We start from the raw sequence: 22,784 nt of genomic DNA, 5'->3' as shown, positions 1-22,784 counted from the left end.
CTGCCGGAACGTGAAAGGAAAAGCAATGCGATTGGCACTTGTGACGGGTGCGGCCAGCGGCTTGGGTCTGGCAACGGCACGACGGCTCGCCGCAGATGGGATGCGTGTGGTGGTGAGCGACCTCGATGAGAGGGCTTGCGAGGGCGTTGCGCAATCCCTCGATGGGCATGGGCACGTGGGGCTTCGGCTCGATGTAAGCGACGAGGCGGAGGTTGCCGGCACTTTCGCGCGGATTGAGGCGGAGATCGCCCTCGTGGATGTGCTCGCTCATTTCGCGGGCACGCTGGGGAGAGGGGGGATGGCCTCTGGTGTCCGGCTCATCGATACGACAGTAGAGGAGTGGGAGAAGGTCAACCGGATCAATGCGCTGGGCACCTTCCTTTGCCTGCGCGAATATGCGCGCTGCAGGGCCGAGCGGCCCGTTGAGCACGGGCGCGTCATCGCGGTTACCTCGGTCGTGGCACAGACCGGCGGGCTGCAATCCGGCACCGCCTATTCCGCATCGAAGGGGTCTGTTCTGGGGCTTGTGCGCACCGCTGCGCGGGATCTGGCGGAGGCAGGGATCACGGTCAATTGCATCTCGCCGGGAGCCATCGACACGCCCATGCTTGCCAAGGCCACAGGCGACGCGGAGGGGGGCACCAAGTATCGGATGCTTGACGCCATTCCTCTAAGGCGTGTGGGCGGACCCGAGGAAGTGGCCGCCGCCGCCGCCTACCTTGCCTCCATCGACGCCGGATACGTGACAGGCGCTACGATCGACGTGAATGGCGGGCTTTTCATCGGCTGAACTCGCGGTCCGCGCCGGCGGATGCCCATACTCGGCAGGCAATTCACGCCACTGTGTGCCTGTCCGCACAATCCACAAGATCGCTTCCATGAACAACCGCGGAGCGCCTCCAGTCTGATCAGGATCAGTGTGCTTTTCAAGGCAGAAGGGTTCGATGATCGCCCAATGGGCGTCGGTCAAGGCACGCCGGATCAAGGCTGCTCTCCCCTGTTTGCAACCCTCAACCAGAAAGCAAACCAAATAGGAATCCTAAACTCAACAGTCCCTAGTCCCCCTCGCATGGGATTTCCAGTAGTTTCGCCCGGCTCCATGTTCTGACCAATTGCCGTATCCACCGAGGCCCTGCGCTTTGGTTTTCAGACAACCAGAGAGGATAGATTATGAGCCAGAAACCAGACCAGACAACCGATTTGAACCTTGCGAGTTGGGTCGAAAGCGCCAATGCCGAGCGCTGCGATTTCCCGATCCAGAACCTGCCCTACGGCATCTTCCGCCGCGCGGGGAGTGGCGATGCGTTTCGCGTCGGCGTGGCGATCGGTGAGATGATCCTCGACATGCAGGCGGGCCTGGCCGCCGGGGCCTTCGCCGGTCTCGATGCCGAAAGCAGGGCGGCGCTGGGCCAGCCACTCCTAAATGACGTGATGGCGCTCGATGTATCGCAGCGGCGTGCCTTGCGTGCGGCGCTCTCGGAGGCGCTCCGCGAGGGGGCAAGCGAGGCAGCGGTTCTGGAGCCTTGCCTCGTGCCACAGGCTGAGGCCGAATACGCGATGCCCGCCCACGTGGGCGATTTCTCGGATTTCTACTCCTCGCTTTATCACGCCACCAATGTCGGCGCACAGTTCCGTCCCAACAATCCGATACTGCCTAATTTCCGTTACATCCCTGTGGCCTACGATGCCCGTGCCTCGGCTGTCGCGGTGAGCGGCGCGCCCTTGGTGCGGCCGTCAGGCCAACTCAAGTTCGACGCGGCAGAGCCTGTCTTCGCACCATGCCGGATGCTGGATTACGAGGCCGAGCTTGGCATCTTCCTCGCGGCTCCCAAGGAGGGCGTCACGCGGGTTTCGATGGAGGAGGTGGAAGACAGCGTCTTTGGCCTATGCGTGCTCAACGACTGGACGGCGCGAGACATCCAGCGCTGGGAATACCAGCCTCTTGGGCCGTTTCTTTCCAAAAGCTTTCGCACAACGCTCTCGCCCTGGGTGGTGAGCCTCGACGCGCTCCAGCCCTTCCGCGCGCCCTTTACGCGCCCCGAGGGCGAACCGGCGCTTCTGCCGCACCTGAACCGCGCAGATCTGCGCTCGCGTGGGCAGATCGACGTGAAGCTGGAAGTGACTCTGCAGACAGCGCAGATGCGCGCGGCGGGCGAGGCGCCCACAGTGCTGAGCACCTCGACGCTCAAAGATGCCTACTGGACGATCTGGCAACTTGTCGTGCACCAGACATCGAATGGCTGCCCGATCTTGCCGGGCGATCTGCTTGGCAGCGGCACGCTTTCTGGCCCAACTGAAAACAGCCTCGCTTGCCTGCTGGAGAAGTCGCGCGCCGGGAAGGCGCCTTTCACGCTGCCCAATGGCGAGCCCCGGACTTTCCTTGAGGATGGCGATCTTGTGACCATCCGGGGCTATTGCGCCGATGGTGAGCGATATATCGGGCTGGGTTCGGCGGAAGGGTTGGTGCAGCCCGCAATAGAGGCCTGATCGGGGCGCAATAGGTTAGGAATTGCCAGTTTCCGTGCGGGGTGGCGCTGGCAGCTCCGCCTCGTCATTCAGGCGGCGCAGCACGGCTACGAAGCCTTCGACTTGCGCAGTTTCGATGAAACTACGCAGCTCGTCATCAAAGGCCTTGGCCTCGTGGACGAGCACCATGTAGATTTCCTGCCCGTCGCCAGTGAGGCTCAGAAGTTCCACCCGCCGGTCACCCGCCTTGGCGTGGCGTGTGAGCCAGCCGCGCTTTTCCATGGCGAAGACCGCCCGCGACACCACGGATTTTTCAAGGCGGCCGTGATGGCTTATCTCTGTTGCCGTCAGCTTGCCAAACCGGCCGAGATTGGCCATCACGCGCCATTGCGAGCGGGTCATGCTGTAGCGGTCGACGTAGAAGCTCGAAAAGCGCTTCGCGACCGTTTCCGCCGCCTCGTTCAGCAGGAACGGTACGAAATCATGAAGGATAAGCGCAGCCTTAGGATGGGTGGAGGGTTTGACCGCGTCCGAGTTTTCGCCGACTTTTTCCATCGCAGGTCTCCCCGGAACCCGCATATTCGGGTGTCCTTTGCTAATCGTGGGATACCCTGCGATGTTCCGTGGCGCGGTGCAAGCCGCTTCGGGCCTGCCCTTTGGAAAGATCAGTCGTCTTCGAAGGTTTGTTGGGTCACCATCGGGTTGAAGTACCCGCGCTCGACCGCGATCTTTCCATCGGGCATGTAGAAGACCAAGACGTAAGGCTTGTCATGGAGCTTCCCTGTGGCCGCCGCCTTCGAGCAGCCGCGCGCCTCCACTATCATCATATCCGGATCGAGGGTCCGATTTAGGGCCTGCATTTCAAATAAATGGTCGGGCGTACAGGGATAGACTCGTTGTAATCTTCGAGCACCTTCTCCTTGCATTCCCAGACCTCGTCGATGTCGTGCACGTCCATGAGGTTTTCGAACGGGTTGTCCTAGATAGCGTTATCGGTCCACAGGTCCGTAAAGGCTTTTATGTCCTGCCGCATTAAGGACGTCATGAAATCCAGAGCCACGGTCTGGTTTGTGTCCTTGGGGGTGATTTCGTCGGCGTGTTTAACCTCGCCGCGCATGTCCATTGATATCCTGGCAATCGGAGTGTCTGCTTTGCGTGATGCAAATAGGGCTAAGGTGTCCTTCGAGGAATGAGACTAACCTGCGCTCGCGCGATCTGGCAAACATTCCCCCATAAAAGGGACAGAAGGCGCGTGGAAAAATCTCTAGGCTTCCGGCAGAATCCGCGAAAAGGGCTGCCGGCAGTTGCCGGAGGTCCGGCTTGCGCGTGAGATCGCTGCCAAAAACGGTATAAGCGACCAGTATTAGGAGGCCGAAGATGACCGACATGCAAACGAAATTGCCCGATCCCCCCGTTTTCGTGGGAGATCCGTTTGACGAACAGGTGCTGCGCAACCCGCATGCGTTGCAGGACGAGCTGCGCGAATTGGGTGGCGTCGTCTGGATCGAGAAGTACGGCTATTACGCCATCACACGGCACGAGGAAGCGTATAGGGTGCTTTCTGATCACGCCCGGTTCACCTCCGAGGGCGGCATCGGTCTCTCCGACATTCGCGACCCTGGGGCTTGGCGTCCGCCGAGCCCGATAACGGAGGTCGATCCGCCGGTGCACACGACGCGGCGGCGCGCGCTCACCAAGGTGATGTCACCCAAGGTGCTAAGGGGCTGGCGCGAAAGCTTCAAAGCCGAGGCTGAGGCGCTGGCTGACAGGCTTGTCGCCGCGGGTGTGGTTGAAGGTGTGCGCGATATTGCGGAGGCTTACGTGCTGAAAGTCTTCCCCGATGCGGTGGGCGTTTCAGCCCCGCGCGAAGCCTTCACCGTGCTAGGCGAGGTCAACATGAACCAGCTCGGTCCCAACAATGAGATCACCAAACGGTCAATCGAGGCGGCGGGTGAGCACGTGGCGAGATACGAGTCCTATTTCCAGCGCCAGGCTACCAAGCCCGGCGGCTTTGCCCGCATGATCTACGAGGCCGAGGATGCAGGCGAGTTCGAACAGGGCACGGCGGGGTTCCACGTGCGCTCCTTCTTCCGCGCGGGTGTCGATTCCACCATCAGCGGCATCGGCCATACGCTGCTCATGCTCGCCCAAAACCCCGATCAATGGGCGAAGCTGAAACAGAACCCGAGTCTCGTCAAAGGCGCTTTCGAGGAGGCAATCCGGGTGGAGGCGCCCATCCAGCTCATTTGCCGGACAACAACCGAGGCACAGGACTTCGCTGGATACAGCCTCAAGCCGCGCACCAAGGTGGGCTGCCTCATAGGTTGCGCCAATCGCGATCCGCGGAAGTTTCCGAACCCCGGGGCCTTCGACGTGGAGCGTTCCACGGCGGGTATTCACGTGGCCTTCGGGCAGGGTCCGCATAATTGCGTAGGGCAGAACACCGCGCGTATGGAAGCTGAGTGCATCCTCGGCGCGATCCTGTCGCGGGTGGAACGGATCGAACTGGCGGGAGACTTTGACTACAAGGTCAACAACACGCTGCGCACGTTGCGTAAGTTGCCGCTGCGGCTGATCCCGGCCTGAAGCAACCGCCTCCCTTTCTGCCGTAAGGGAAGGCGGCTCAGTCAGACCATCAGGAGGCCATCGCCATCCACGTCGATGAACTGCCCCACGACGGACCGCGCGACATCGGAGGCAAGATAAACGGCCATGCTGGCAATGTCGGCAGGGTCGATCAATCCATCTTGGGTGAAAGCGCGATGAAGGACTGCATCGGCTTCAAGTTGAACGCACGTCTCACGGCTCATCATGCCACGCGTTCAGGTCTCGGGATCGCGCTATTGCCAACGCATCTCGCCGAAGGCGATGAGAACCTCAACCCCCTTCATTTTCACCAGATCGCAGACGCGCAGCTTGCTGTAGATGGCAAAATTGAAAAGGGCCAGATCACGATGATTCCCGGTCCTATTGTCTAAGACATGGAGGATGTGCGACGATTTATTCAAAAGCGCTTTGAGCGGCTGGGCCTCAGAGTGGAGACTGCCGTCAATGGGGACCAAGCTGATCGTATACTCGATGGTGGCGGGAAATACGATCTTTTGATCACCGATATCGTCATGCCCGGCCGTTACGACGGCTCAGAGATCGCTGCATGAGCTAGGCGTCACTTGCCTGATCTGAAAGTTATTCTAATCTACGGCTACGTGGAGGCGGCCGCTATCGAGGGCGCTCGTATCAGTCCCGAAGACATCTGGCTGATGAAGCCCATTTCGGTAGATGATTTAAACAAGGCGCTTAATGAAGTGTTTTATGGTTGATCTGTTCTACTCGCAGTCGATTGGATGGAAGCTTACGTAAGCCAAAGATCTGATCTTAAGTGACCTTTTTATGTGGAAAAGCAGCGCTGGTTCGGCATAAGCCAAATCCTGCTCCCGCAACCAGTTTTGCAAAAGGTCGCCTGGCGTAAGCTCGGCGGCCTTTTGCTTTTGTCCGACGCCGTCATAACACCGGCACGTTCGTCTTCGATGCCTCTCAATACATCCTTGTCGGCGCCCTCTGGCGGGAGCACGGCTATCTGATCACTCAGGTCGCGCAGAAGATCTCTGTCTGCGGATCCTCAGCATGATTGATCGATATCTCAGCTTCGAGGTCTTGTTTTCCCGCCTCCCGATCCAGAACTACAGCATCGCCACGGCATCATGGATGAACTGGAGTGCGAGCGCGAGTTGAAGGACGCCGAAAACAGCGCCGAAAAGCTGCAGAGGCACGGGCCCGATGGCGCGCAGGATCGACTTGGAGCGCCGCATCAGGAACCAATTCAGAGCAATAATTCCAAGGCCCATTCCGATAATCGCTGCATGAGTCTCGACGCCCGGGAAAGCCACCGCAAATATCAGGGCGACCACGACAGCGATCGGCGGGAAGAGGCCGGGGAATGCCACGGCCGCTGCATGTACCTTCGTCGCGTCAATCTGGCCGCCCTGTGCCGGTGGCACCAAAAGTACCTGCAGGGACAGGGCGAAAAGGGCCACGCCGCCCGCACCGATCAGCACGGGAAAGCTGACCCCCCAAGCGCCGAGCGCTCCGGTGCCCATCAGGATCGCTACAAGAAAGGCTCCGACGACAAGCAATGCGGACCGATTGGCGAGCGCCTTGACCTCGGGCTGGGAGTCATCCTCGCCGACGCGGGAGAAAATCGCGATGGCGCGGATAGGCCCCATTGTCATGAACAGAAGACCGAAGAGCTGACCCCAGGGAACATCGGTCATGCGGGTTTTTCCACGATCGCGGAAATGGTCATGTAGTTGACGATGGCCGCCACGAGCCCGGCCACGGTGCCGAGGATCAATACCGCGGTGCCGAGCCCGACCTCGACGGTGCCCATCACCCGCTGCCAGACCACTGCCAGCGCCACAACCGAACCGAAGGCAAAGAGCCCATGCTTGATCACGAGCCAAAGCGTGGTCGGCACGAAGGGCTTTTTCGGGACTTTAACCGTCGTGTGAGCCACTGCCGTCAGGATCATCGCCAGCGATACGGCCAGCGGCACGGAGGATCCGAGCACGGTGTGCGTCTCCGTGCCTATGGAGTCCACGGTGAGCGGCATCGGCCCGGATCCGCGCAGCAGAAAGAACTGGATTGCGCCGTTGATCACGGCATTGATCACGCCGCCGATCACGGCGCCTTTCAGGATCTCAGGCTGTGTCAGCGTCGCTTGGGTCGTTTCGGTCATGTCGTCTCACCCTTTTGAATCGGTTGCGCCAGCCAGACAGAAATGTGGATGTCAGAAGCTGAAATAGAGGCTGGCCTGTAAAGTGGTCCATGGCTCGTCTGCCTGGATGTCGCGCAATGCCTTGCCCGGCACAGCATGCGAGGCCACCAGTTGCAGATACTGGTTTTGGTTGATCCCCCAGCGAAGTGTCGCAGTGTATTCGTTTCCGATGTCCGATGACGACAGCCGTGACAGCGCCCGGTTGGCGCCCAGGTTGTTCAACTCGTCGGCGCGGAGATTGTGCCACGAGAAAGTCAGGTTCATGCCCGGGCGAGGCACCAGATTGAGTTGGATGCGGTGCGTGTTGAGGTTGGCGTTGCGGTACACCTTGCCGAAATTCATCCCCTGCAGCCAGTTGCCGAAGCCATTGGTCATCAGCCCGTCGAACCGCTCGAAGGTGCCGGTGTTGGGGTCGTCGCCCGAAAAGCTGGCATAGCGGTAAGAGATGCTGGGGCTCCAGGGCAGGCTGCCCCAGACGTGGCCAACGGTACCGTAAAAGGCCTGCGCTGACATGTCGAAGTCGGGGTTCGTCTGATGGTAGGCCTCGCCCTCGACCCAGAAATGATCGGGCGTGGTCGGCCTCCAGAGGGCATGCAGACCGTACGTATTGGTCCCCTTGCGCGCCAGCGCCAGCCCCGAAGGCGTCCGGTAGGTCGAATCCGACGTCAGGATGGTGATATAGCTGACATCCGCCGAGAAGGCGTCGGTGAATTGCCAACCGAAATTCGCGCCTGCGAATGTCGTGTTGGACTCGAGGTCCTCCAACTCGTCTGGATCGATGTAGAACAGCGAAAAGCGCGACTGTCCGAATTCGCCTGTAGCGATGGCGCTGAAGTCGGTGTCGTTGCGCGGACCCAGATAGGTCGCACCGCGTTCGCCCGCGTTCGACGATCCTGAGATCATCGAAATGAGAAAGCCGTTGTTCAGAGTCCATGCCTGGCGCCCGAAAGACAGCTTTAGCCGGTTATCGGTATCCGGGTCGGCATAAAGCAGGCCGACATAGCCTTTGGCCGGGTGCAGGAAGTCGCGCGTGTCGTCGCGAAAGATGTCCTGGCCAAAGGAAAAACTGTAGAGCCCGCTCACGGCCCCGAAAACGTACAGATCGCTGTCGCCCAGCCGGGTCGCACCACCAATGCCGACTTCGAGGTAGCTCTCGGCCCAGGTGGTCCCGCCGCCGGGCAAGTTGCCTGCAATCGGGCTGCCGGCGTTGAAAACGCCGGGCACGCCGAACCAGGGATTGTTGTCGGAATAGGCTCCGACACCGCCACCGAGAATGAAGCTCAACCGCGTCCGGTCATTTCGAATGATATCCGGGAATGTGGCAGGCTGGGCGGTCGAAGCAGCGCTCTGCGGGTCGGTTGCAACGTCAAGGGAGACGATGACGCCCAGACCGCTGCTGGCCCCGTCGAAAACGGTCCGATGGCGCGCCGCGCGCACTGTGCCCTCGGCGACAAGATCGGCCAACGCGGCGTCGAAGAGAACCGGCGCGTAGGTGCTGCCGACAAGTGGCGCGACTGCGGCGCGCGCGGCTGCGAGCGCGGCATCGTCACGCGCCTGCTCACCGCTGGATGCGGCGAGTTCCACAGTGACGTGGGTGATGCTCTGACCCATGGCCGCCCCGCCAAGGGGCAGGACGGAGGCGCCGAACTGTCCACCAGTCTCCTGAGCGGTGGCCGGGCCGCCCGCGCCAACCGCGAGGGCGACGCACGCCGCTGCGCTGAAAAAAGCAGTGGCGCGGGCACTCATGCCCTTATCCGAAAAGCCGAACGACGTGGCCGCCGCCGTGGACGTTGATGATCTGGCCGCTGACCCAGCTGGATGCCGGTGAGGTGAGATAGAGCATCGCATTCGCGATGTCTTCCATCTTGCCTGCCCGTCCGGTCAGGTTGTCGGGATGCGCCAGCTTCTCCTGCATCTCGGGAGTGACGCCGGCATCGGCATAACCGGGGGTGATGACCGTCCCGATCAGGACCGAGTTGACGCGCACCTTGGCCGCCAGCATATGCGCCAGCGAGACCATCATCTGGTTCAATGCAGCCTTCGCCGTCCCATAGGGCAGGATATCGGCGGCTGGCACGGCCGAGGAAAACGAGCCCGAATTGGTGATCGTGGCGTTCTCGCATTTTTCCAGATAGGGCAGGCAGGCCATGCTCATCCGGTAGGCGCTGACCGTGTTCAGATCGTAGGACTTCAGGAACTCTTCCCTTGGGATCGCGGCCGGATCGGGCTGGCGCCCGCCCCAGCCCACGTTGTTCACGAGGGTGGAGACGCCGCCGAAAGCCTTCACGGTGGCGTCCACGACGGCTTGGATGTCCTCGTCCTTGGTCACGTCGCAGCCCATACCGAGGACTTCGTTGCCGGTTTCCTTGGCGATGTCCGACGCCGTGTCGGCGGACTTCTCGGCTTGCAGGTCACAGATCATGACCTTCGCGCCGGCGGCTGAAAGCGTCTTGGCGATTTGCGCACCGATGTTCTGCGCGCCGCCGGTAATGATGACATTGTGGCCGTCCATGCGGAAATCTGCGAATGCGTCGAAACTCATGGGTATCTCCCTGTGGTTTGGATGGTCCGGTAAGGCCCGGCTTTGACTTCTGTCTTGCGACGAGCCCGACGTCAGTCGAGTTCCTGCACCCCGCCGCCCGAGACGGTCAGGATCTGTCCGCTGACCCATTCCGCCGCAGGCGAACAGAGATAGAGCGCGGCGCCGGCGATGTCCTCGGGCTCGCCAAGGCGTTTGATCGGCGTATGCTTAAGCATCGCCTGCTCGACCTCGGGGGTGAGCACGGTGGCCAGCGCAGCCGTCCGGATCGCGCCTGGCGCAATGCCGTTGACGCGGATATTCTTCAGCCCGAGGTCGTGGGCGATGTTCCGGGTCAGATGGCTGATCGCGGCCTTGGAGGAGGAGTAGGACGCCATCCGCACGTTCTTGTTCTCGGCCGACATCGACGAGATGTTGAGCACCGCACCGCCGCCGGCCTTCTCCATGTGGGGCACGGCGAGCTGGGTCAGTCGGAACGGCGCGAAGACGTTGATCTCATAGGCCCAACGGAAATCCTCCATCGGCATGTCGAAGGGTTTGGGTCCGCCGCCGCCGGCGTTGTTCACGAGGATCGTCAGGCTGCCGAAATTGTCGATCGCCGCCTGCACCGCCGCTTGCAGGTCTTCTTCCTTCGTCACGTTGCAGGCCAGGCCGATCGCCTTGCCACCTGCATCGACGATGCCCTTTGCCACTTCGTCGGCCGTCTCCTGCTTGAGATCGCTCACGACAACGGATGCTCCCGCACCGGCGAACATCTCGGCAATGCCTCTGCCAATACCGGCACCGGCCCCGGTGACAAGCGCCACCTGACCGTCAAGCTGAAAACTCTTTGGATCGAACATGTGCGCCTCCACTCGCGTTTCAGGAGAAAAATATGGCGCAATGCCTGCAAAGTTAACCAACTCGGTGCTCATTCTGAGCACCCGAGCGACGAGGTGGCTGTAGAGGTGCCTATTGGCGCTTCGTGATCAGTGTTTCGTGGTCTTCGATCAGACGTTCGAGATCGGTGAACAATTGCGCCACCCGATTTATCGCGCGCCGGTCCGTTTCGGAAAGGTCGCGCCGTGCCAGCGTCTCACCACCGGACGACACCAGCCGGTAGGAACCGTCCGCATTGCGTTGGATCCAACCGAGCTGGGCCAGGCTGGCCAGTTTGCGCCGCACGGTCTGGCGCGGAATGCCGGTCAGATCGGAAATCCGGGACGCGTTGCTGCTTTCGTTTTCGGGCGCAATAAATTGTAAACCATAACCATTCTCTGCAGCAGTTCGTATGGCATGGAGCCGCGTCTGGCCAATGACGGCGAGCACCAGCATCGCCTGGAAGTCGCCCTTGAAGGCTCGACCGACATCGATCAGATGGTCGAGCAGAAACTCGACGAAAATGTATTGGTAATCCAGGTAACGCGCCTCGAAGGCAGCTGCGTTTCTTTCGGTCTGATCGGATCGCCTACGGCGCCGCGACCCTCGCACATTCATTATCGTCAAATCAAATCTCCCGCAAAAATGCGTAACGTATCAATCGTTGCTGCGGGCCGTTAAAAAATGAACACGGACGCTCGTACCCTGCACCATGACGGCCAGCTTTGTCCTTGATCCATATTGCCGGTCCATTAATTGCGGCTGTCAAGAAAAGAGAATGATGTAGCTGAATTCGCTTCGCACAGCCCGGTTCGTCATCTGGATCCTGGTACTGGCAGGAAGGGCCGTCTATGTCGGTTTCGTGGAGTTCGATGCTTTCTTGCGCGTCCGCTCCCCTCACGGCCGGGGAAACCTTGCGGAAAACTCCAGCTTCAAACGATTCAGTTCTCAGGGAGCCGAGCAGAAGGGCGGCTTGGGAGACGGTCGCAAGCTCTGGTCCGGTTCTGTTGGAAGAACCGGATTGCCCCTGGCCTCATTGCGACTCCCCGCCAAGCACCATCAGGGGGGCGATCATGACTGCCGAAGCTTCTTCGGCAATCAGGACAGCCCCTGAAAGCAAACCTACCTGTCCCGACGCAGCATTTTCGATGTCGCGCCGTATGGCTTCGGTGCGGCGCAGGAAGGCGAGCATTGTGGGTGAAGTCGCAGCCGCGAGGTGTCGAGATGCAGCATCTCTTGCCTCCGAAAGATCGATTATCGTGACATCAAGGCCAGCCACCTCTTCGATCGTGGCAATAGTCCCCAGCCTGTTTTCGTGACCAGTCAAACGTGCGGACAGCCTTAGCGCTGGATCTCGACGCGACACGAAGATGACAAACGGATCGGGAAGGCGTCCGATGTCCTCGGCCTGTGCTCGGAAGAGTGCCGGGTCAATATCCGGAGAAAAAAGAACGACACCGCCGATCGTGGACAGAGTTGCTGTATTGCGCCTGAGTGCCATCTGGCGCAAGACCTCCATTGTGAGCTGTGAACCCATGGAATGAGCCACAAGCATGATGTCTCTGGCGCCAGCGCGACGTAGATCATCAAGCATCTGTTCCAGTCCCCCGCGGGCGAGCAGGGCGGCATCTCTGTCGGCGGCATAGCCGAGGGGTGCACCACGTGATGGCCAGGCATAGTGGAAAACCGGCCCATCCATGCCGTAATCAGCCGCCATCTGTGCCGTCCGGAATACGCTATCGCCCATGGTATTGTTAAACCCGTGGATCGTAACGATAATCTCCTCACGGCCTCGCCCGTTGCCAAGCATCTGACGCGCGGCCGCCCGGAATGCATCACGGTCTGAGTACGCTTTGATTTTACCTGTAAGGAAATCTGTCCTTGGGTCCGGTTTCCCGCGCGACAGACTCACTATTCCCGGTTCGCGATCTGGCGGCACGTTGACGTCGATGGCTGCGTAGTTAAGCGGCCCGGGTTGAGATGATGACCACAGCCCGTCTGCATCGCGTTGGCGTGTTGTGCCAACAAATATCGGCACATTGCGGCCGAGATCGGCCTCGTAGACGTCAGGCACAAGGTCGGCACGCGGACTGCATGCGGTTAGTCCCACGACCAATGAGAGCCATGCGCAGGCTCTCCGACCCCTCTTCCAGTCCATGTCCAGAAAGCCCGATTGATGGAGATAATCACTCCATAGGAATAAAGAGGCGCAGAACTTATGATGTCAACATGCCGGAAGGCATTGTCAAAGGGGGGCGGTCGGCCTTCATGTGCTGCTCCCGACAGGGTCATCGGGTCGGCGCAAGGTCCAAGACTCCGTAATTTTGGAATATTCGCGGTAACCGAGCCGAGCGACTGGCGTGGCTGCACTGGTGTCGAAAATGCCGTCTTGCAGGAACTCATCCTTGATATGTGTGCGCACCACCTCGCCGATGACAACATAGCGATCCAAAAGCACCCCATGTCGATCCTTTATTTGAAACGCATCTATGGTGACGCATTCCATGGCCGCGGGACTGGCGGCGACAAAGGGCGCCCGTATGACAACAGGCTCGCCCTTTTCAAGACCTGCAAGATCGAACTCACTGATGCCATCCGGCACGTTTTCCGATGATATATTCATCGCATCGACAAGATCTGCAGTGACAAGCGAGAAGGTGAATTCGCCTGTATCGCGTGCATTGATGTAGGAGTGTTTTGCGCCCTCGCTTGCAAACATCACCATGTCCGGCCCGGAGCCGACACCATTGAAGAACGAATAGGGCGCGAGATTCGCGACACCATCGGCATTCAGGGTTCCAATCCAACCGATGGGTCTGGGGGCGATGATCGCCTTGAACGGATTGAATGGGAGCATGTCCGAGCGATCGCTTCCATAATGCATGACAAGACTGTCCTTTTTGACTGAAGCGATATGAATGCGCTTCGCTGGCGCGGGTTTGTGATCGGCCTGAGGTTGGAAGGCCGGGCCGATCTGATATTACCGTCGAACACGGCTTAGAAAGCGGAGTGCGGGCTTTCTGAGCGGCATCACGATCAACAGAAATGCCAGTCCAAGCATCACCGCGCTTGCCGGGCGTTCGAGAAAGACCGATGGATCGCCGCGCGCGATGACAAGCGACCGGCGCAGGTTTTCTTCCATCATCGGACCCAAGATGAAGCCAAGCAGAACCGGCGCCGGATGAAACCCGCGGCGGACCAGCACATATCCAAGCACTCCGAAAACAAGTGTCACGAAGACATCAAAAATGTTGTTCGAGACACTGTAGGATCCAAGGCAGATGAAAAAGATCACGACAGGGTGCAGAATGCGGGACGGCACCGTGATGATCCTGACAAGCAGGCCGATCAGGGGCAGATTCAGGAACAGCAGGATAAGATTACCGATCCAGAAGCTGACCAGCAGACCCCAGAACATCGCCGGTTCGTTCGCGATGAACTGTGGGCCGGGAATGACGCCGTGCATGATCATGGCGCCGAGCAGGATCGCCATAACAACGTCGCCCGGGATCCCGAGGCTCAATGTCGGGATGAAGGCCGCTTGAACGGCGGCATTGTTGGCAGCTTCGGGCGCCGCCACTCCTTCGGGTGCGCCTTTTCCAAAGCGACCGGGGTCGCGGCTTGCCTTCTTTTCCGCGGCGTAGGCCATGAAGGAAGCCACCGTCGGTCCCGCACCGGGCAGAGCGCCGATCATCGAGCCGATGGACGTTCCGCGCAGAATGGGCAGCCAAAGGCGAGACAGATCCTCCCGATTTGGCAACATCGATGCGAGCGACAGGTCCTGGATCATCGTTTTGGACGCGTGCGTGGAGGGTCCGGCCATTTTCCTTACAATCTCGGCGACACCGAACAGACCCATCGCGACCGAAATCAGGCTGATCCCATCCGTCAATTCGAGAAAGCCGAAAGTATAGCGCATGGCCCCGGAATTGATGTCCATGCCGACAATTCCGAGGATGAGGCCAAACACCACCATCACCAGCGACTTGAGCGGCGATCCGCCCCCGATCGTGCAGGCCGCGACAAGTCCGAGCACCATTACGGCGAAGTATTCCGTGGAGTTGAACCGCAGGGCGATTTCAGCGATCGCCGGGGCGAATGCCATCACCACGATGATGGACAAGGTGCTGCCGCAAAAGGAGGCGATAGCGTTGATGAACAGAGCAAAGCCCGCCCTGCCGGATTGGGCTAACGGGTATCCATCAAGCGCAGTCACGGCTGTCGACGCCGTGCCGGGCAAGTTCAGAAGAATGGAGGAGATGGACCCTCCGTATTGCGCACCGTAGAAAATACCGGCCAGCATTATCAGAGCGACGGTCGGATCGAGACCAAAGGTCAGCGGCAGCGCAACCGAGATGGTCACCATCGGTCCAATGCCCGGAAGCGCGCCCACAAACGTTCCTATGCAGCACCCCAGAAAACAGTAAAACAGGGCCTCCGCCGTAAAGGCTGTTTGAAAACCGAGCGCGATATTCGAGAAAAGATCCATTGGCTACATCATCGTCCAGATTTCAGGTGCCAAGGGTTGCAGCGGAAGCCTGAGCACCACCACGAACAGCAGATATCCTACGGCCCAAAGCCCCGCGATCAGTCCTATGACCGTTGGCAGACTTACGCGTTCCGGTTCCGCAGCCACGACCAGCAGAACCATGGCCGCCGTTGCAGGAAAGAGCCCCAGAGTTTCCAGCAGACCGGCGAATGCAGCGAGAGCAAGCGAGATAAATATCAGACCCCGCGGATTGCGCGTATCATCCCGGTTTTCGTCCTGGCGTTCAAAAAGCAGGCCGACCCCCAAAATCGCCATGATCGCCCCAAGCCCGAGCGGAAAAAATCCGGGACCGATGCGGCGCATCGTGCCGATCGAAAGTTCAAGGCCGCCATAGATGACGAAAAACCCAAACCCTATGATCGTCAGGCAAAAGAGATCATGGGCGAAATTCCGATGACGCAACATGCTGCAAGCCTTCCGTGGCGGATCAGTGCAAGAAGCCGGATGCGACGCCTGATAAGCGTCACATCCGGCAACGGTGTCAAACTGGATATCAGTTCGCTTGCGCGTTGGCGGCGTTGGCTATGTCACCCCATTTATTCACTTCCGACGAAATGAAGCCTTCCAACTCCGCGAAAGGAATCTCGCCCTTCGAGATGCCGCTTTTGACGAAATGCTCGCTCACCGCATCGGACGCGAGCGCGTTCGTCACGGCCATGTTGAGTTTTTCCGTAACATCTGCGGGCATGTCCGCGGGACCATGCATCAACCACCATGCAATAAGATCGAACCCTTCGTAGCTGTCATTGATCGGCGGCACTTCGGGGGCCACTTCGGACCCCGCGGCTCCACTGACGCCAAGCGCCCGGAGTTTTCCTGCATCCACGTTTTGCTTGGCGGAGACTGGATGATTGAACATGAAATCCACCTCGCCCGACATGACGGCGGCCAGGCCGACGGCACCCGAGCCGAAGGGGACGTGGATCATGTTGGTGTCGCTTAGGGTTTTCAATAATTCGCCGGCAAGGTGGGTCGAGGTGCCGTTGCCGGTCGAGGCGAAAGTCACGCCGTCTTCTGATCTGGCGGCCTCGACCAGATCATTGAGCGTCTGGAAACTGGACTCTGCACTGACCACCAGAAGGGTTGGCGTGTAGCCTACAAACGCAATCGGCGTCACGTCACTTTCGGGGTCGTATGGCAGTTCAGGGAAAATCGACTTGTTGATTGCCAATGTGCCAACGGTGCCCATGGCGATGGTGTAGCCGTCCGCGTCGGAGGACACCACGTCCTGCGTTCCGACGCTGCCGCCGGCGCCGGCGCGGTTCTCGACGACGACGGTCTGGCCAAGGTCCTCGGACATGCGCTCGGCGATGAGCCGGCTTACGGTGTCCGTGGATGTCCCGGCGGCAAATGGGACGATCATGGTTATGGGCTTGTCGGGAAACGACTGCGCCGAAACGCTTCCCGCCAAGCCAAGCATGGCGGCAACCGAAACCGCCATCATGTTGCGAATAGTTGTCATTGTAGTTCCTCCCTCGCGCTTTTTTCTGCGCGCTCCGCAATCGGCGCACGGTGCGTGCACCTTGTTTCGTCCTGCAGTGCGACAGGTCGTCACTGCTGCAGGTGGAATTCTACGAGCGCCCGTTCGTGAGTCAATTAAAATCGATATTTTTGAAAATGTATTGAGAAAGTAATTTTTATCGATAATAGTCCCGACAAGCTGATGATTGCTTTTGATCGAAGACATGCAAGCGAGGGAAGATGCGCTACGCAAGGTATGAAACAGATGGACGCGTTCGGCTGGGCGCTATTGTCGGTGCGGATGTCGTTGATATCGCGAGCCTTTCTTCAAAAGCCCCGGAAACGATGCTGGACCTCATCGGCGCGGAGCCTGCCGTGCATGAGGCGCTGGGCAAGCGTTTGTCGGACCCGGGCGTCGAGCGCGTCTCTCTGGAAGATTGCCGGCTGCTTTCGCCGCTTCCCAATCCTGGCAAGATCATCTGTCTTGGTCTGAACTATGCGGATCACGCCAAGGAAGGCGGGCATGCCGTCCCGGATTACCCTGCATTGTTCCTGCGCGCGCCGAGCTCGATGATCGGGCCGAAAGATCCGATGATCTTGCCGGAATGTTCCGAGCAATTGGATTATGAAGCGGAGCTGGTCATCGTCGTTGGCCGCCGTTGCCGACATGTGGCCGCCGCTGATGCAGGTTCGGTGATTTTTGGCTACACGGCGTTCAACGATGGCAGCATCCGAGAGTATCAGCGGCTGACCGCACAGTGGACAGCGGGCAAGAATTTTGACGGCACCGGCGCGCTTGGCCCCTGCATCGTCACGGCGGACGAGTTGCCACAGGAAGCGAGCGGTTTGCGGATACAGACGCGGCTCAACGGCAAGATCATGCAGGATTCGAATACCGATCAAATGATCTTCAGCGCATTCCGGACCATCGAGATCCTGTCGCAGATCATGACCTTGGAACCTGGCGATCTGATCGCCATGGGGACACCAAGCGGCGTCGGCCATGCGCGTCGCCCTCAGGTTTGGATGCGCGATGGCGACACCGTTGAGGTAGAGATTGAAGGGATCGGAACGATCAGCAATCCTGTTATGGCAGAACGGCTCAGTGCATAAGGACGTCCAGCTGCGCTGACACGCAGCCGGGCCAAAACGAAAATCGAGGGTGACATGCGATTGGATCAAAAGGTTTCGGAAAATCCCCGTGCGTTCCGCTCACGTACCAGCGAGACGCATATGCGCATCCGGGATGCCGTCATCAGCGGCAAACTGAAGCCGGGGACGAAACTCAAGATCGAACATCTCTCCCGGGAGATCGGGGTTGGGGCGACGCCTATTCGTGAAGCGTTGAGTTCCTTGGTATCCGATGGCCTTGTCGTGCGCGAGGATCAGCGCGGGTTCCGTGTGGCCGGCATCAGTGGACGCGAGTTTGACGAGCTGCTTCATGTGCGATCCTTTGTCGAAGAACGCGCATTGCGCCTTTCCATCGAACGCGGTGGCCCTGAATGGGAAGAGGGTATCGTCGTTGCCCTGTACAGACTGCAGTCCATCGCGCCTTCGGAGACCTACGATCCGGCATGGGAGGCATATCACCGCGAGTTTCACCTTGCGCTCAATGCGGGGTCCGGCTCAGAGACATTGCTTCGTTTGTGCAGTCAGTTCTTTGATGAAAACAGTCGCTACCGACACCTTTCGCGATATGGCGGCACCGCCCCGCGAAGTGTAACCGACGAGCATGAAGGCATCGCAGAGGCGGCGCTGGCTCGGGATGCGGATCTGGCCGTCGAAAAGCTGATGACCCACTACAATCGCACCGGCAAGCTGTTGCGTCAGGCGTTGCAGGATGCCGACGAGGCGGCCGACTGATGCCAAAGCGAGTGACCCTCACCTTTGATAACGGGCCATGGCCGGGCGCGACCGAGAAGGTTCTGACCTTTCTGGCCGAGCGAAAGTTTTTTGCGACATTCTTTATGGTGGGCGCGCGTCTTGACGATCCAAACGCGCGAGCCCTTGCCGAACGGGCCATGTCCGAGGGGCATTGGATCGGCAACCATACCCTTACGCATGGTGCCCCGCTTGGTGGCGAGGATGGCGCAAGGCGATTTGCCGATGAGATTGGCCTGGCACAGCAGAAGCTTGGAACGCTGGCGCATCCGCGCAAATTTTTCCGGCCGAATGGGGGAGGTGCTTTGGGAACGCATCTCTTGTGTCCCGAGGCGGTCGAATATCTTGCACAGAATGGCTTTACCGTCGTCACCTGGACGTCGGCGCCCGGAGACTGGCAGCCGCCGCACAGGCACTGGATAGAGCCTGCACTTGCCGATCTTGCGCGTGACGACTGGACGGTTCTTGTACTGCACGACCGGTTCATCGCCCCTCAGATCGACGTCCTGGCAAGGTTCTGTGATGAGGCGCAGTCCATGGGCGTGGAGTTCGTTCAGGATTTCCCCAAAAGCTGCCTGCCGATCGAGAACGGGATCGTGCGTGAGGCGACAGAAAAAATCAGCACCTTCGCGTGAAACGACACTGCGACCTGAGCCAATTTTGAAGCAATAGGATGGCCTTCATGTACGACAAACTCTTCCCGACGAGCCTTGTTGGCAGCTACCCGCAGCCGGACTGGCTGATCGATCGCGCGAAGCTGCGCTCCAAGGGGCCGCCGCGTGTGCGCGACCTTTCGCTTTGGAAGGTGGCCGAGGCTGATCTGGCCGAGGCGCAAGATGCGGCAACGCGTCTGGCTGTTCTCGATCAGGAAGAGGTCGGGCTTGATATCATAACCGATGGCGAGGTGCGCCGCGAGAGTTACTCGAACCATTTCGCGACCTCACTGGATGGCCTCGACCTCGATAATCCGGGCACCAAGACGGGTCGTAGCGGACGCCCGATGGTGGTGCCGCGTGTCGTTGGTCCGATCCAGCGGCGCGAGCAGGTGATGGCCCGCGAGGCCGCTTTCCTGCGCCGCTGCACCCGACGCCTGACGAAAATGACCTTGCCCGGTCCATTCACGATGGCGATGCAGGCGTTAAATGAATACTACCCTGACGAGGAAGCGTTGGCGCTTGCCTATGCCGATGTCTTGCGGGACGAGATCGCAGATATCTTCGCAAGCGGGGTCGATATCGTTCAGCTTGATGAACCCTATATGCAGGCGGAGCCGGAATCTGCCCGCCTATTTGCCATCAAGGCCATCAACAAGGCGCTTGAAGGGGCGGCCGGGAGAACGGTGGTCCATATGTGTTTCGGCTATGCCTACATCATGGATCAGACGAAACCTCAGGGCTATTCCTTCCTTCGCGAGCTTGACGATTGCGCGGCTGACGAGCTTTCGATCGAAGTATCGCAGCCACGGCTGGACCTGTCCCTGATCGCCGGCATGAAGAAAGGGTTTCTGATCGGGGCGCTTGACCTTGGCAGAGACACCGCCGAGACGCCGGAAGAGGTGCGAGACACATTGGTTGCGGCAGCGTCCGTGATTCCTGCTGCGAATATCGTGGCGGCACCGGATTGCGGTATGAAGTACCTGACACAAGAGCTGTCACAGGCAAAACTGGCCGCGCTTGTGGAAGGCGCCGCCATGGCCCGCGCCATGTTCAATTGAGGTCCAGCGATCGAATGCCTTGGGCGTCGCTTGTTTGAGGCATAGCCGTAGATGTGGCCTGTTGTGATCTCCCACAGGTCTACCGGTTCGCGCTAAGCAAGCGACGCAGGAAAGCATAAACGTCACGAAAGCAAAGCCCCAAGTCGGAACCGCCACCGCACACCTCTATCGCAATCGAGAGACGCGCCGCGCGATCCGAAGGGGCCGCCGCGCCACCCACGCCAATCGGCATATCAAGCCAAAGGTACTCCGGTCCGAAACGGAGGAAAGTTCAGTGGCTGGTCCCTACCTCTGACCCACCGTTGCATTCTTGAAGAGCGCCTTATACTGGCGCGGCTGAGACCGCCAGTATTGCGGCGCGGCCTCGATCTCCGCCCCGAGTTGCGCTGCGGCGTGCCACGGCCAGCGGGGATCATAGAGCATACCTCGCGCAAGAGCGATGGCATCAGCCTCGCCTTTCTCCAGGATCGCTTCTGCATGGGCCGGGTCGGTGATGAGGCCCACGGCTATGGTCGGTAATCCCACGGCCTCTTTCACTTTCGCGGCGAAGGGGACCTGATAGCCGTCGGACAGCGGGATCTGCTGTTTAGGAGACACGCCTCCTGAAGAGACGTGAATTGCCGCGCAGCCGCGCTCCTTCATGCGGTGGGCCAGAGCAACTGTGTCCTCTATGTCCCAGCCACCCGGGACCCAGTCCGTTGCGGACACGCGAACCCAGACCGGGATATCCTCCGGGACGGCGGCCTTGACCGCATCAAAAATCTCCAACGGAAAGCGCATCCGGTTTTCAAGGCTTCCGCCATAGGCATCCGTGCGTTCGTTTGCGATCGGAGACAGGAACTGATGCAGCAGGTATCCATGCGCCATATGCACTTCGATACCGCGAAAACCGAGGGCCACTGCGCGGCGGGCAGACGCGGCGAAATCTTTCTGAACCTTCTCCAGACCCGCTTCGTCGAGCGCCACTGGCACGTCCTCTCCTGATGCATGCGGCAAGGCAGAGGGGGCGACCGTTTTCCAGCCACCGGGCTCATCCGGGCGGATCTGTGCGCCGCCCTGCCACGGCGTCTGGCTTGAGGCCTTACGCCCGGCATGGGCAAGCTGTATGACCATGGGCGAGATCGCGTGCTTTGTGACCGCGTCCATCACGCGTTTCAGCGCGGTTTCGTTCTCGTCGGAATACAGGCCCAAATCGCTTGGTGTGATCCGCCCTTCGGGTGAGACGGCCGTTGCCTCGATCACAAGCACTCCGGCGCCCGACAGGGCCAGGTTGCCCAGATGGATGATATGCCAATCCTGAGCATTCCCGTCGACGGCGGAGTATTGACACATCGGCGCAATGACGATCCGGTTCTCAAGCTTCATCGGCCCAAGCATCCACGGCGAGAAGAGTTTGCTCATTCGATCTATTCCTTGTCAGTCAGGGTCAGACAGCGGCCGTCACTTAAACTGCATTTCTCTGGATTGTCACGAGGTGTGACCCGTTGCCGACACGCGCGCCATTAACCTGTTGCACGATCCACCTCAGCTCAGCCGTCAATCCACCAATGTGATCGGTCGATCGGCTTCAAATTCGCGACAGTGTCCAGGTCGGATATATCCGCGCCCGGTTGCAATAGGTGCTGGTGTCATGACCTGAAAACAGCCCGTCCATCTCCACAAGAACGGTTTTCCATCCGCGGGCCGCCGCACCCAGAATGTCGGTATGCAGGGTGTCGCCACACATCACGATACGATCCGGTGCAATTCCGGGCAGAGAGGCTTCGATCATGTCATAGACTTGAGAATAGGGCTTCCCGAAGAACCGGATGTCGTCGAAGCCCTGATCCGCAAGCAGGTGCCCGAAATAGCCGGGTTCGAGGGAAAAACCATGTTCACGCGGTGCAACAAGGTCGGCATTCGCGATGATGAGTGGCCTTGGGGTCTTGCGCAGCGATGCTTCCAGGGTTTCCTGTCTGCCCACCGACCATGCTTCGGTTGACAGGAACAGAAACCCGTCCACCAGATCATAGCAGGCAGGCTCATCCACCAAGCGGCGGGTCGGCACGGGGATGTCCGACAGATCATCCTGTGGCGCGGCGATGCAGCCCCATAGCCCGGTCTCGAGCCCTGCCAAAGCGGCATCGCGGCTCGTGACGATCTCGTCGCTTCGCACATGCATCGCCAGTTTCTGGAATTTGGTCAGCGCCCCTTCGTGATTGTAGCTTGCCGCATTGGACAGAATGCGAATCTGGTGCCCGGACTTTCGCAGATCGGCCAGACGGTCCGACGCGCCCGGAATGGCGCTTTCCCCGATATTGAGCACCCCATAGGCATCGAAAATGAAGGCGTCCGCCTGGTCGGCGATGTCACGCAAGGAGGTGATCGCCGTCGTTCCCGGGGAAAACTCGGCAGACGGCAGGCGGTGTCGAACGGCTTCGTAGCGATCGAATATGGTGGCGACATTATCCATATGAGTGGCGCATCCCCTTCAAGCGTCGAAAGATCGCGACGCGACGTTTGCAGGTGCCTGCCCTGACCTTTTCAAACTTACAACGCCTTC

The 22,784-nt window shown here is 59.7% G+C and carries 27 protein-coding genes; 10 read left to right on the top strand and 17 right to left on the bottom strand.

What is annotated here, in order from left to right:
• The first annotated feature begins 25 nt into the window (after positions 1-25).
• Positions 26-790 carry an SDR family NAD(P)-dependent oxidoreductase gene (locus tag F3H35_RS15145; RefSeq protein WP_149780381.1) on the top strand — a complete coding sequence of 255 codons (765 nt, stop codon included), beginning with the start codon at positions 26-28 and terminating at the stop codon, positions 788-790.
• Here F3H35_RS15145 and F3H35_RS19230 read toward each other — a convergent pair.
• Positions 671-970, bottom strand: coding sequence for a transposase (locus F3H35_RS19230; RefSeq protein WP_223228439.1), 300 nt, complete (start codon positions 968-970; stop codon positions 671-673). The two genes, F3H35_RS15145 and F3H35_RS19230, sit on opposite strands and share 120 nt — an antisense overlap.
• A 200-nt stretch (positions 971-1,170) precedes the next feature.
• Between F3H35_RS19230 and fahA the strand changes: the two genes are divergently transcribed.
• Positions 1,171-2,487, top strand: coding sequence for a fumarylacetoacetase (gene fahA / locus F3H35_RS15135; RefSeq protein ID WP_149780379.1), 1,317 nt, complete (start codon positions 1,171-1,173; stop codon positions 2,485-2,487).
• 15 nt (positions 2,488-2,502) lie between these two features.
• On the opposite strand, the gene F3H35_RS15130 is transcribed toward fahA, so the two are convergent.
• Positions 2,503-3,021, bottom strand: a complete 519-nt coding sequence (locus F3H35_RS15130) for a MarR family winged helix-turn-helix transcriptional regulator (RefSeq protein WP_188129990.1) — start codon at positions 3,019-3,021, stop codon at positions 2,503-2,505.
• Between the two features lie 110 nt (positions 3,022-3,131).
• Entirely contained in the window at positions 3,132-3,392 is a 261-nt protein-coding gene (locus tag F3H35_RS15125) for a nuclear transport factor 2 family protein (RefSeq protein WP_149780377.1), read from the bottom strand.
• A 451-nt stretch (positions 3,393-3,843) separates the two neighbouring features.
• Between F3H35_RS15125 and F3H35_RS15120 the strand changes: the two genes are divergently transcribed.
• Positions 3,844-5,052 carry a cytochrome P450 gene (locus tag F3H35_RS15120; RefSeq protein ID WP_149780376.1) on the top strand — a complete coding sequence of 403 codons (1,209 nt, stop codon included), beginning with the start codon at positions 3,844-3,846 and terminating at the stop codon, positions 5,050-5,052.
• A gap of 41 nt (positions 5,053-5,093) precedes the next feature.
• On the opposite strand, the gene F3H35_RS19225 is transcribed toward F3H35_RS15120, so the two are convergent.
• Complete coding sequence (locus F3H35_RS19225) at positions 5,094-5,279, bottom strand: hypothetical protein (protein ID WP_149780375.1); 186 nt, start codon at positions 5,277-5,279, stop codon at positions 5,094-5,096.
• On the opposite strand from F3H35_RS19225, the gene F3H35_RS18915 reads away from it, so the two are divergent.
• From F3H35_RS18915 to F3H35_RS18910, 3 genes are read left to right on the top strand one after another with little or no spacing between them, the layout of a single operon-like run.
• A complete protein-coding gene (locus F3H35_RS18915) occupies positions 5,229-5,444 on the top strand; it encodes a hypothetical protein (RefSeq protein ID WP_188129989.1) in 216 nt (71 codons plus the stop codon). The genes F3H35_RS19225 and F3H35_RS18915 overlap by 51 nt on opposite strands.
• Positions 5,445-5,447: 3 nt before the next feature.
• On the top strand, positions 5,448-5,624 hold the full coding sequence (locus F3H35_RS15110; protein WP_149780374.1) for a response regulator: 177 nt from the start codon (positions 5,448-5,450) through the stop codon (positions 5,622-5,624).
• 12 nt (positions 5,625-5,636) lie between these two features.
• The gene (locus F3H35_RS18910; protein ID WP_188129988.1) at positions 5,637-5,786 is read left to right on the top strand and encodes a hypothetical protein; all 150 of its coding nucleotides are present in this window, start codon (positions 5,637-5,639) and stop codon (positions 5,784-5,786) included.
• A gap of 360 nt (positions 5,787-6,146) precedes the next feature.
• On the opposite strand, the gene F3H35_RS15105 is transcribed toward F3H35_RS18910, so the two are convergent.
• The 11 genes from F3H35_RS15105 to F3H35_RS15055 all read right to left on the bottom strand — a co-directional run bounded on the left by F3H35_RS15105 (position 6,147) and on the right by F3H35_RS15055 (position 16,648).
• Positions 6,147-6,737: a MarC family protein gene (locus F3H35_RS15105; RefSeq protein WP_149780373.1), complete on the bottom strand. Its 591-nt coding sequence runs from the start codon at positions 6,735-6,737 to the stop codon at positions 6,147-6,149.
• Positions 6,734-7,201, bottom strand: a complete 468-nt coding sequence (locus F3H35_RS15100; RefSeq protein ID WP_149780372.1) for a hypothetical protein — start codon at positions 7,199-7,201, stop codon at positions 6,734-6,736. The genes F3H35_RS15105 and F3H35_RS15100 overlap by 4 nt, the downstream gene beginning before the upstream one ends.
• 51 nt (positions 7,202-7,252) lie before the next feature.
• On the bottom strand, positions 7,253-8,986 hold the full coding sequence (locus F3H35_RS15095) for an alginate export family protein (RefSeq protein ID WP_223228434.1): 1,734 nt from the start codon (positions 8,984-8,986) through the stop codon (positions 7,253-7,255).
• A gap of 4 nt (positions 8,987-8,990) precedes the next feature.
• Positions 8,991-9,782 (bottom strand): SDR family oxidoreductase, encoded by a 792-nt coding sequence (locus F3H35_RS15090; RefSeq protein WP_149780371.1) that lies wholly within the window; start codon positions 9,780-9,782, stop codon positions 8,991-8,993.
• Positions 9,783-9,853: 71 nt separating this feature from the next.
• Entirely contained in the window at positions 9,854-10,693 is an 840-nt protein-coding gene (gene hdhA, locus F3H35_RS15085; protein WP_223228433.1) for a 7-alpha-hydroxysteroid dehydrogenase, read from the bottom strand.
• A gap of 37 nt (positions 10,694-10,730) precedes the next feature.
• A complete protein-coding gene (locus tag F3H35_RS15080; RefSeq protein ID WP_223228438.1) occupies positions 10,731-11,255 on the bottom strand; it encodes a helix-turn-helix domain-containing protein in 525 nt (174 codons plus the stop codon).
• A gap of 415 nt (positions 11,256-11,670) precedes the next feature.
• A complete protein-coding gene (locus F3H35_RS15075; RefSeq protein WP_188129987.1) occupies positions 11,671-12,711 on the bottom strand; it encodes an alpha/beta hydrolase in 1,041 nt (346 codons plus the stop codon).
• Between the two features lie 192 nt (positions 12,712-12,903).
• Positions 12,904-13,521: a flavin reductase family protein gene (locus F3H35_RS15070; RefSeq protein WP_149780369.1), complete on the bottom strand. Its 618-nt coding sequence runs from the start codon at positions 13,519-13,521 to the stop codon at positions 12,904-12,906.
• 96 nt (positions 13,522-13,617) lie between these two features.
• A complete protein-coding gene (locus F3H35_RS15065; protein ID WP_149780368.1) occupies positions 13,618-15,126 on the bottom strand; it encodes a tripartite tricarboxylate transporter permease in 1,509 nt (502 codons plus the stop codon).
• A 3-nt stretch (positions 15,127-15,129) separates the two neighbouring features.
• Positions 15,130-15,591, bottom strand: a complete 462-nt coding sequence (locus tag F3H35_RS15060; RefSeq protein ID WP_149780367.1) for a tripartite tricarboxylate transporter TctB family protein — start codon at positions 15,589-15,591, stop codon at positions 15,130-15,132.
• 88 nt (positions 15,592-15,679) lie between these two features.
• Positions 15,680-16,648 carry a Bug family tripartite tricarboxylate transporter substrate binding protein gene (locus F3H35_RS15055; protein ID WP_188129986.1) on the bottom strand — a complete coding sequence of 323 codons (969 nt, stop codon included), beginning with the start codon at positions 16,646-16,648 and terminating at the stop codon, positions 15,680-15,682.
• 239 nt (positions 16,649-16,887) lie between these two features.
• On the opposite strand from F3H35_RS15055, the gene F3H35_RS15050 reads away from it, so the two are divergent.
• The 4 genes from F3H35_RS15050 to F3H35_RS15035 are packed head-to-tail and all read left to right on the top strand — an operon-like array spanning position 16,888 to position 20,242.
• Positions 16,888-17,760, top strand: coding sequence for a fumarylacetoacetate hydrolase family protein (locus F3H35_RS15050; protein WP_223228432.1), 873 nt, complete (start codon positions 16,888-16,890; stop codon positions 17,758-17,760).
• Positions 17,761-17,814: 54 nt separating this feature from the next.
• Entirely contained in the window at positions 17,815-18,510 is a 696-nt protein-coding gene (locus tag F3H35_RS15045) for a GntR family transcriptional regulator (protein ID WP_149780365.1), read from the top strand.
• Positions 18,510-19,163: a polysaccharide deacetylase family protein gene (locus F3H35_RS15040; RefSeq protein ID WP_149780364.1), complete on the top strand. Its 654-nt coding sequence runs from the start codon at positions 18,510-18,512 to the stop codon at positions 19,161-19,163. The genes F3H35_RS15045 and F3H35_RS15040 overlap by 1 nt, the downstream gene beginning before the upstream one ends.
• A 47-nt stretch (positions 19,164-19,210) precedes the next feature.
• On the top strand, positions 19,211-20,242 hold the full coding sequence (locus F3H35_RS15035; RefSeq protein ID WP_149780363.1) for a 5-methyltetrahydropteroyltriglutamate--homocysteine methyltransferase: 1,032 nt from the start codon (positions 19,211-19,213) through the stop codon (positions 20,240-20,242).
• A 285-nt stretch (positions 20,243-20,527) separates the two neighbouring features.
• Here the strand turns inward: F3H35_RS15035 and F3H35_RS15030 are convergent, their stop codons facing one another.
• On the bottom strand, positions 20,528-21,643 hold the full coding sequence (locus tag F3H35_RS15030; RefSeq protein WP_149780362.1) for an NADH:flavin oxidoreductase/NADH oxidase: 1,116 nt from the start codon (positions 21,641-21,643) through the stop codon (positions 20,528-20,530).
• Positions 21,644-21,809: 166 nt separating this feature from the next.
• The gene (locus F3H35_RS15025) at positions 21,810-22,694 is read right to left on the bottom strand and encodes an HAD-IIA family hydrolase (RefSeq protein WP_149780361.1); all 885 of its coding nucleotides are present in this window, start codon (positions 22,692-22,694) and stop codon (positions 21,810-21,812) included.
• Between the last annotated feature and the right edge of the window lie 90 nt (positions 22,695-22,784).

It is taken from the genome of Roseovarius litoreus, from assembly GCF_900142765.1.
GTDB lineage: Bacteria > Pseudomonadota > Alphaproteobacteria > Rhodobacterales > Rhodobacteraceae > Roseovarius > Roseovarius litoreus.
Note: the sequence above shows the minus strand (reverse complement) of the source record. Positions and strands in the feature narration are given on the sequence as shown.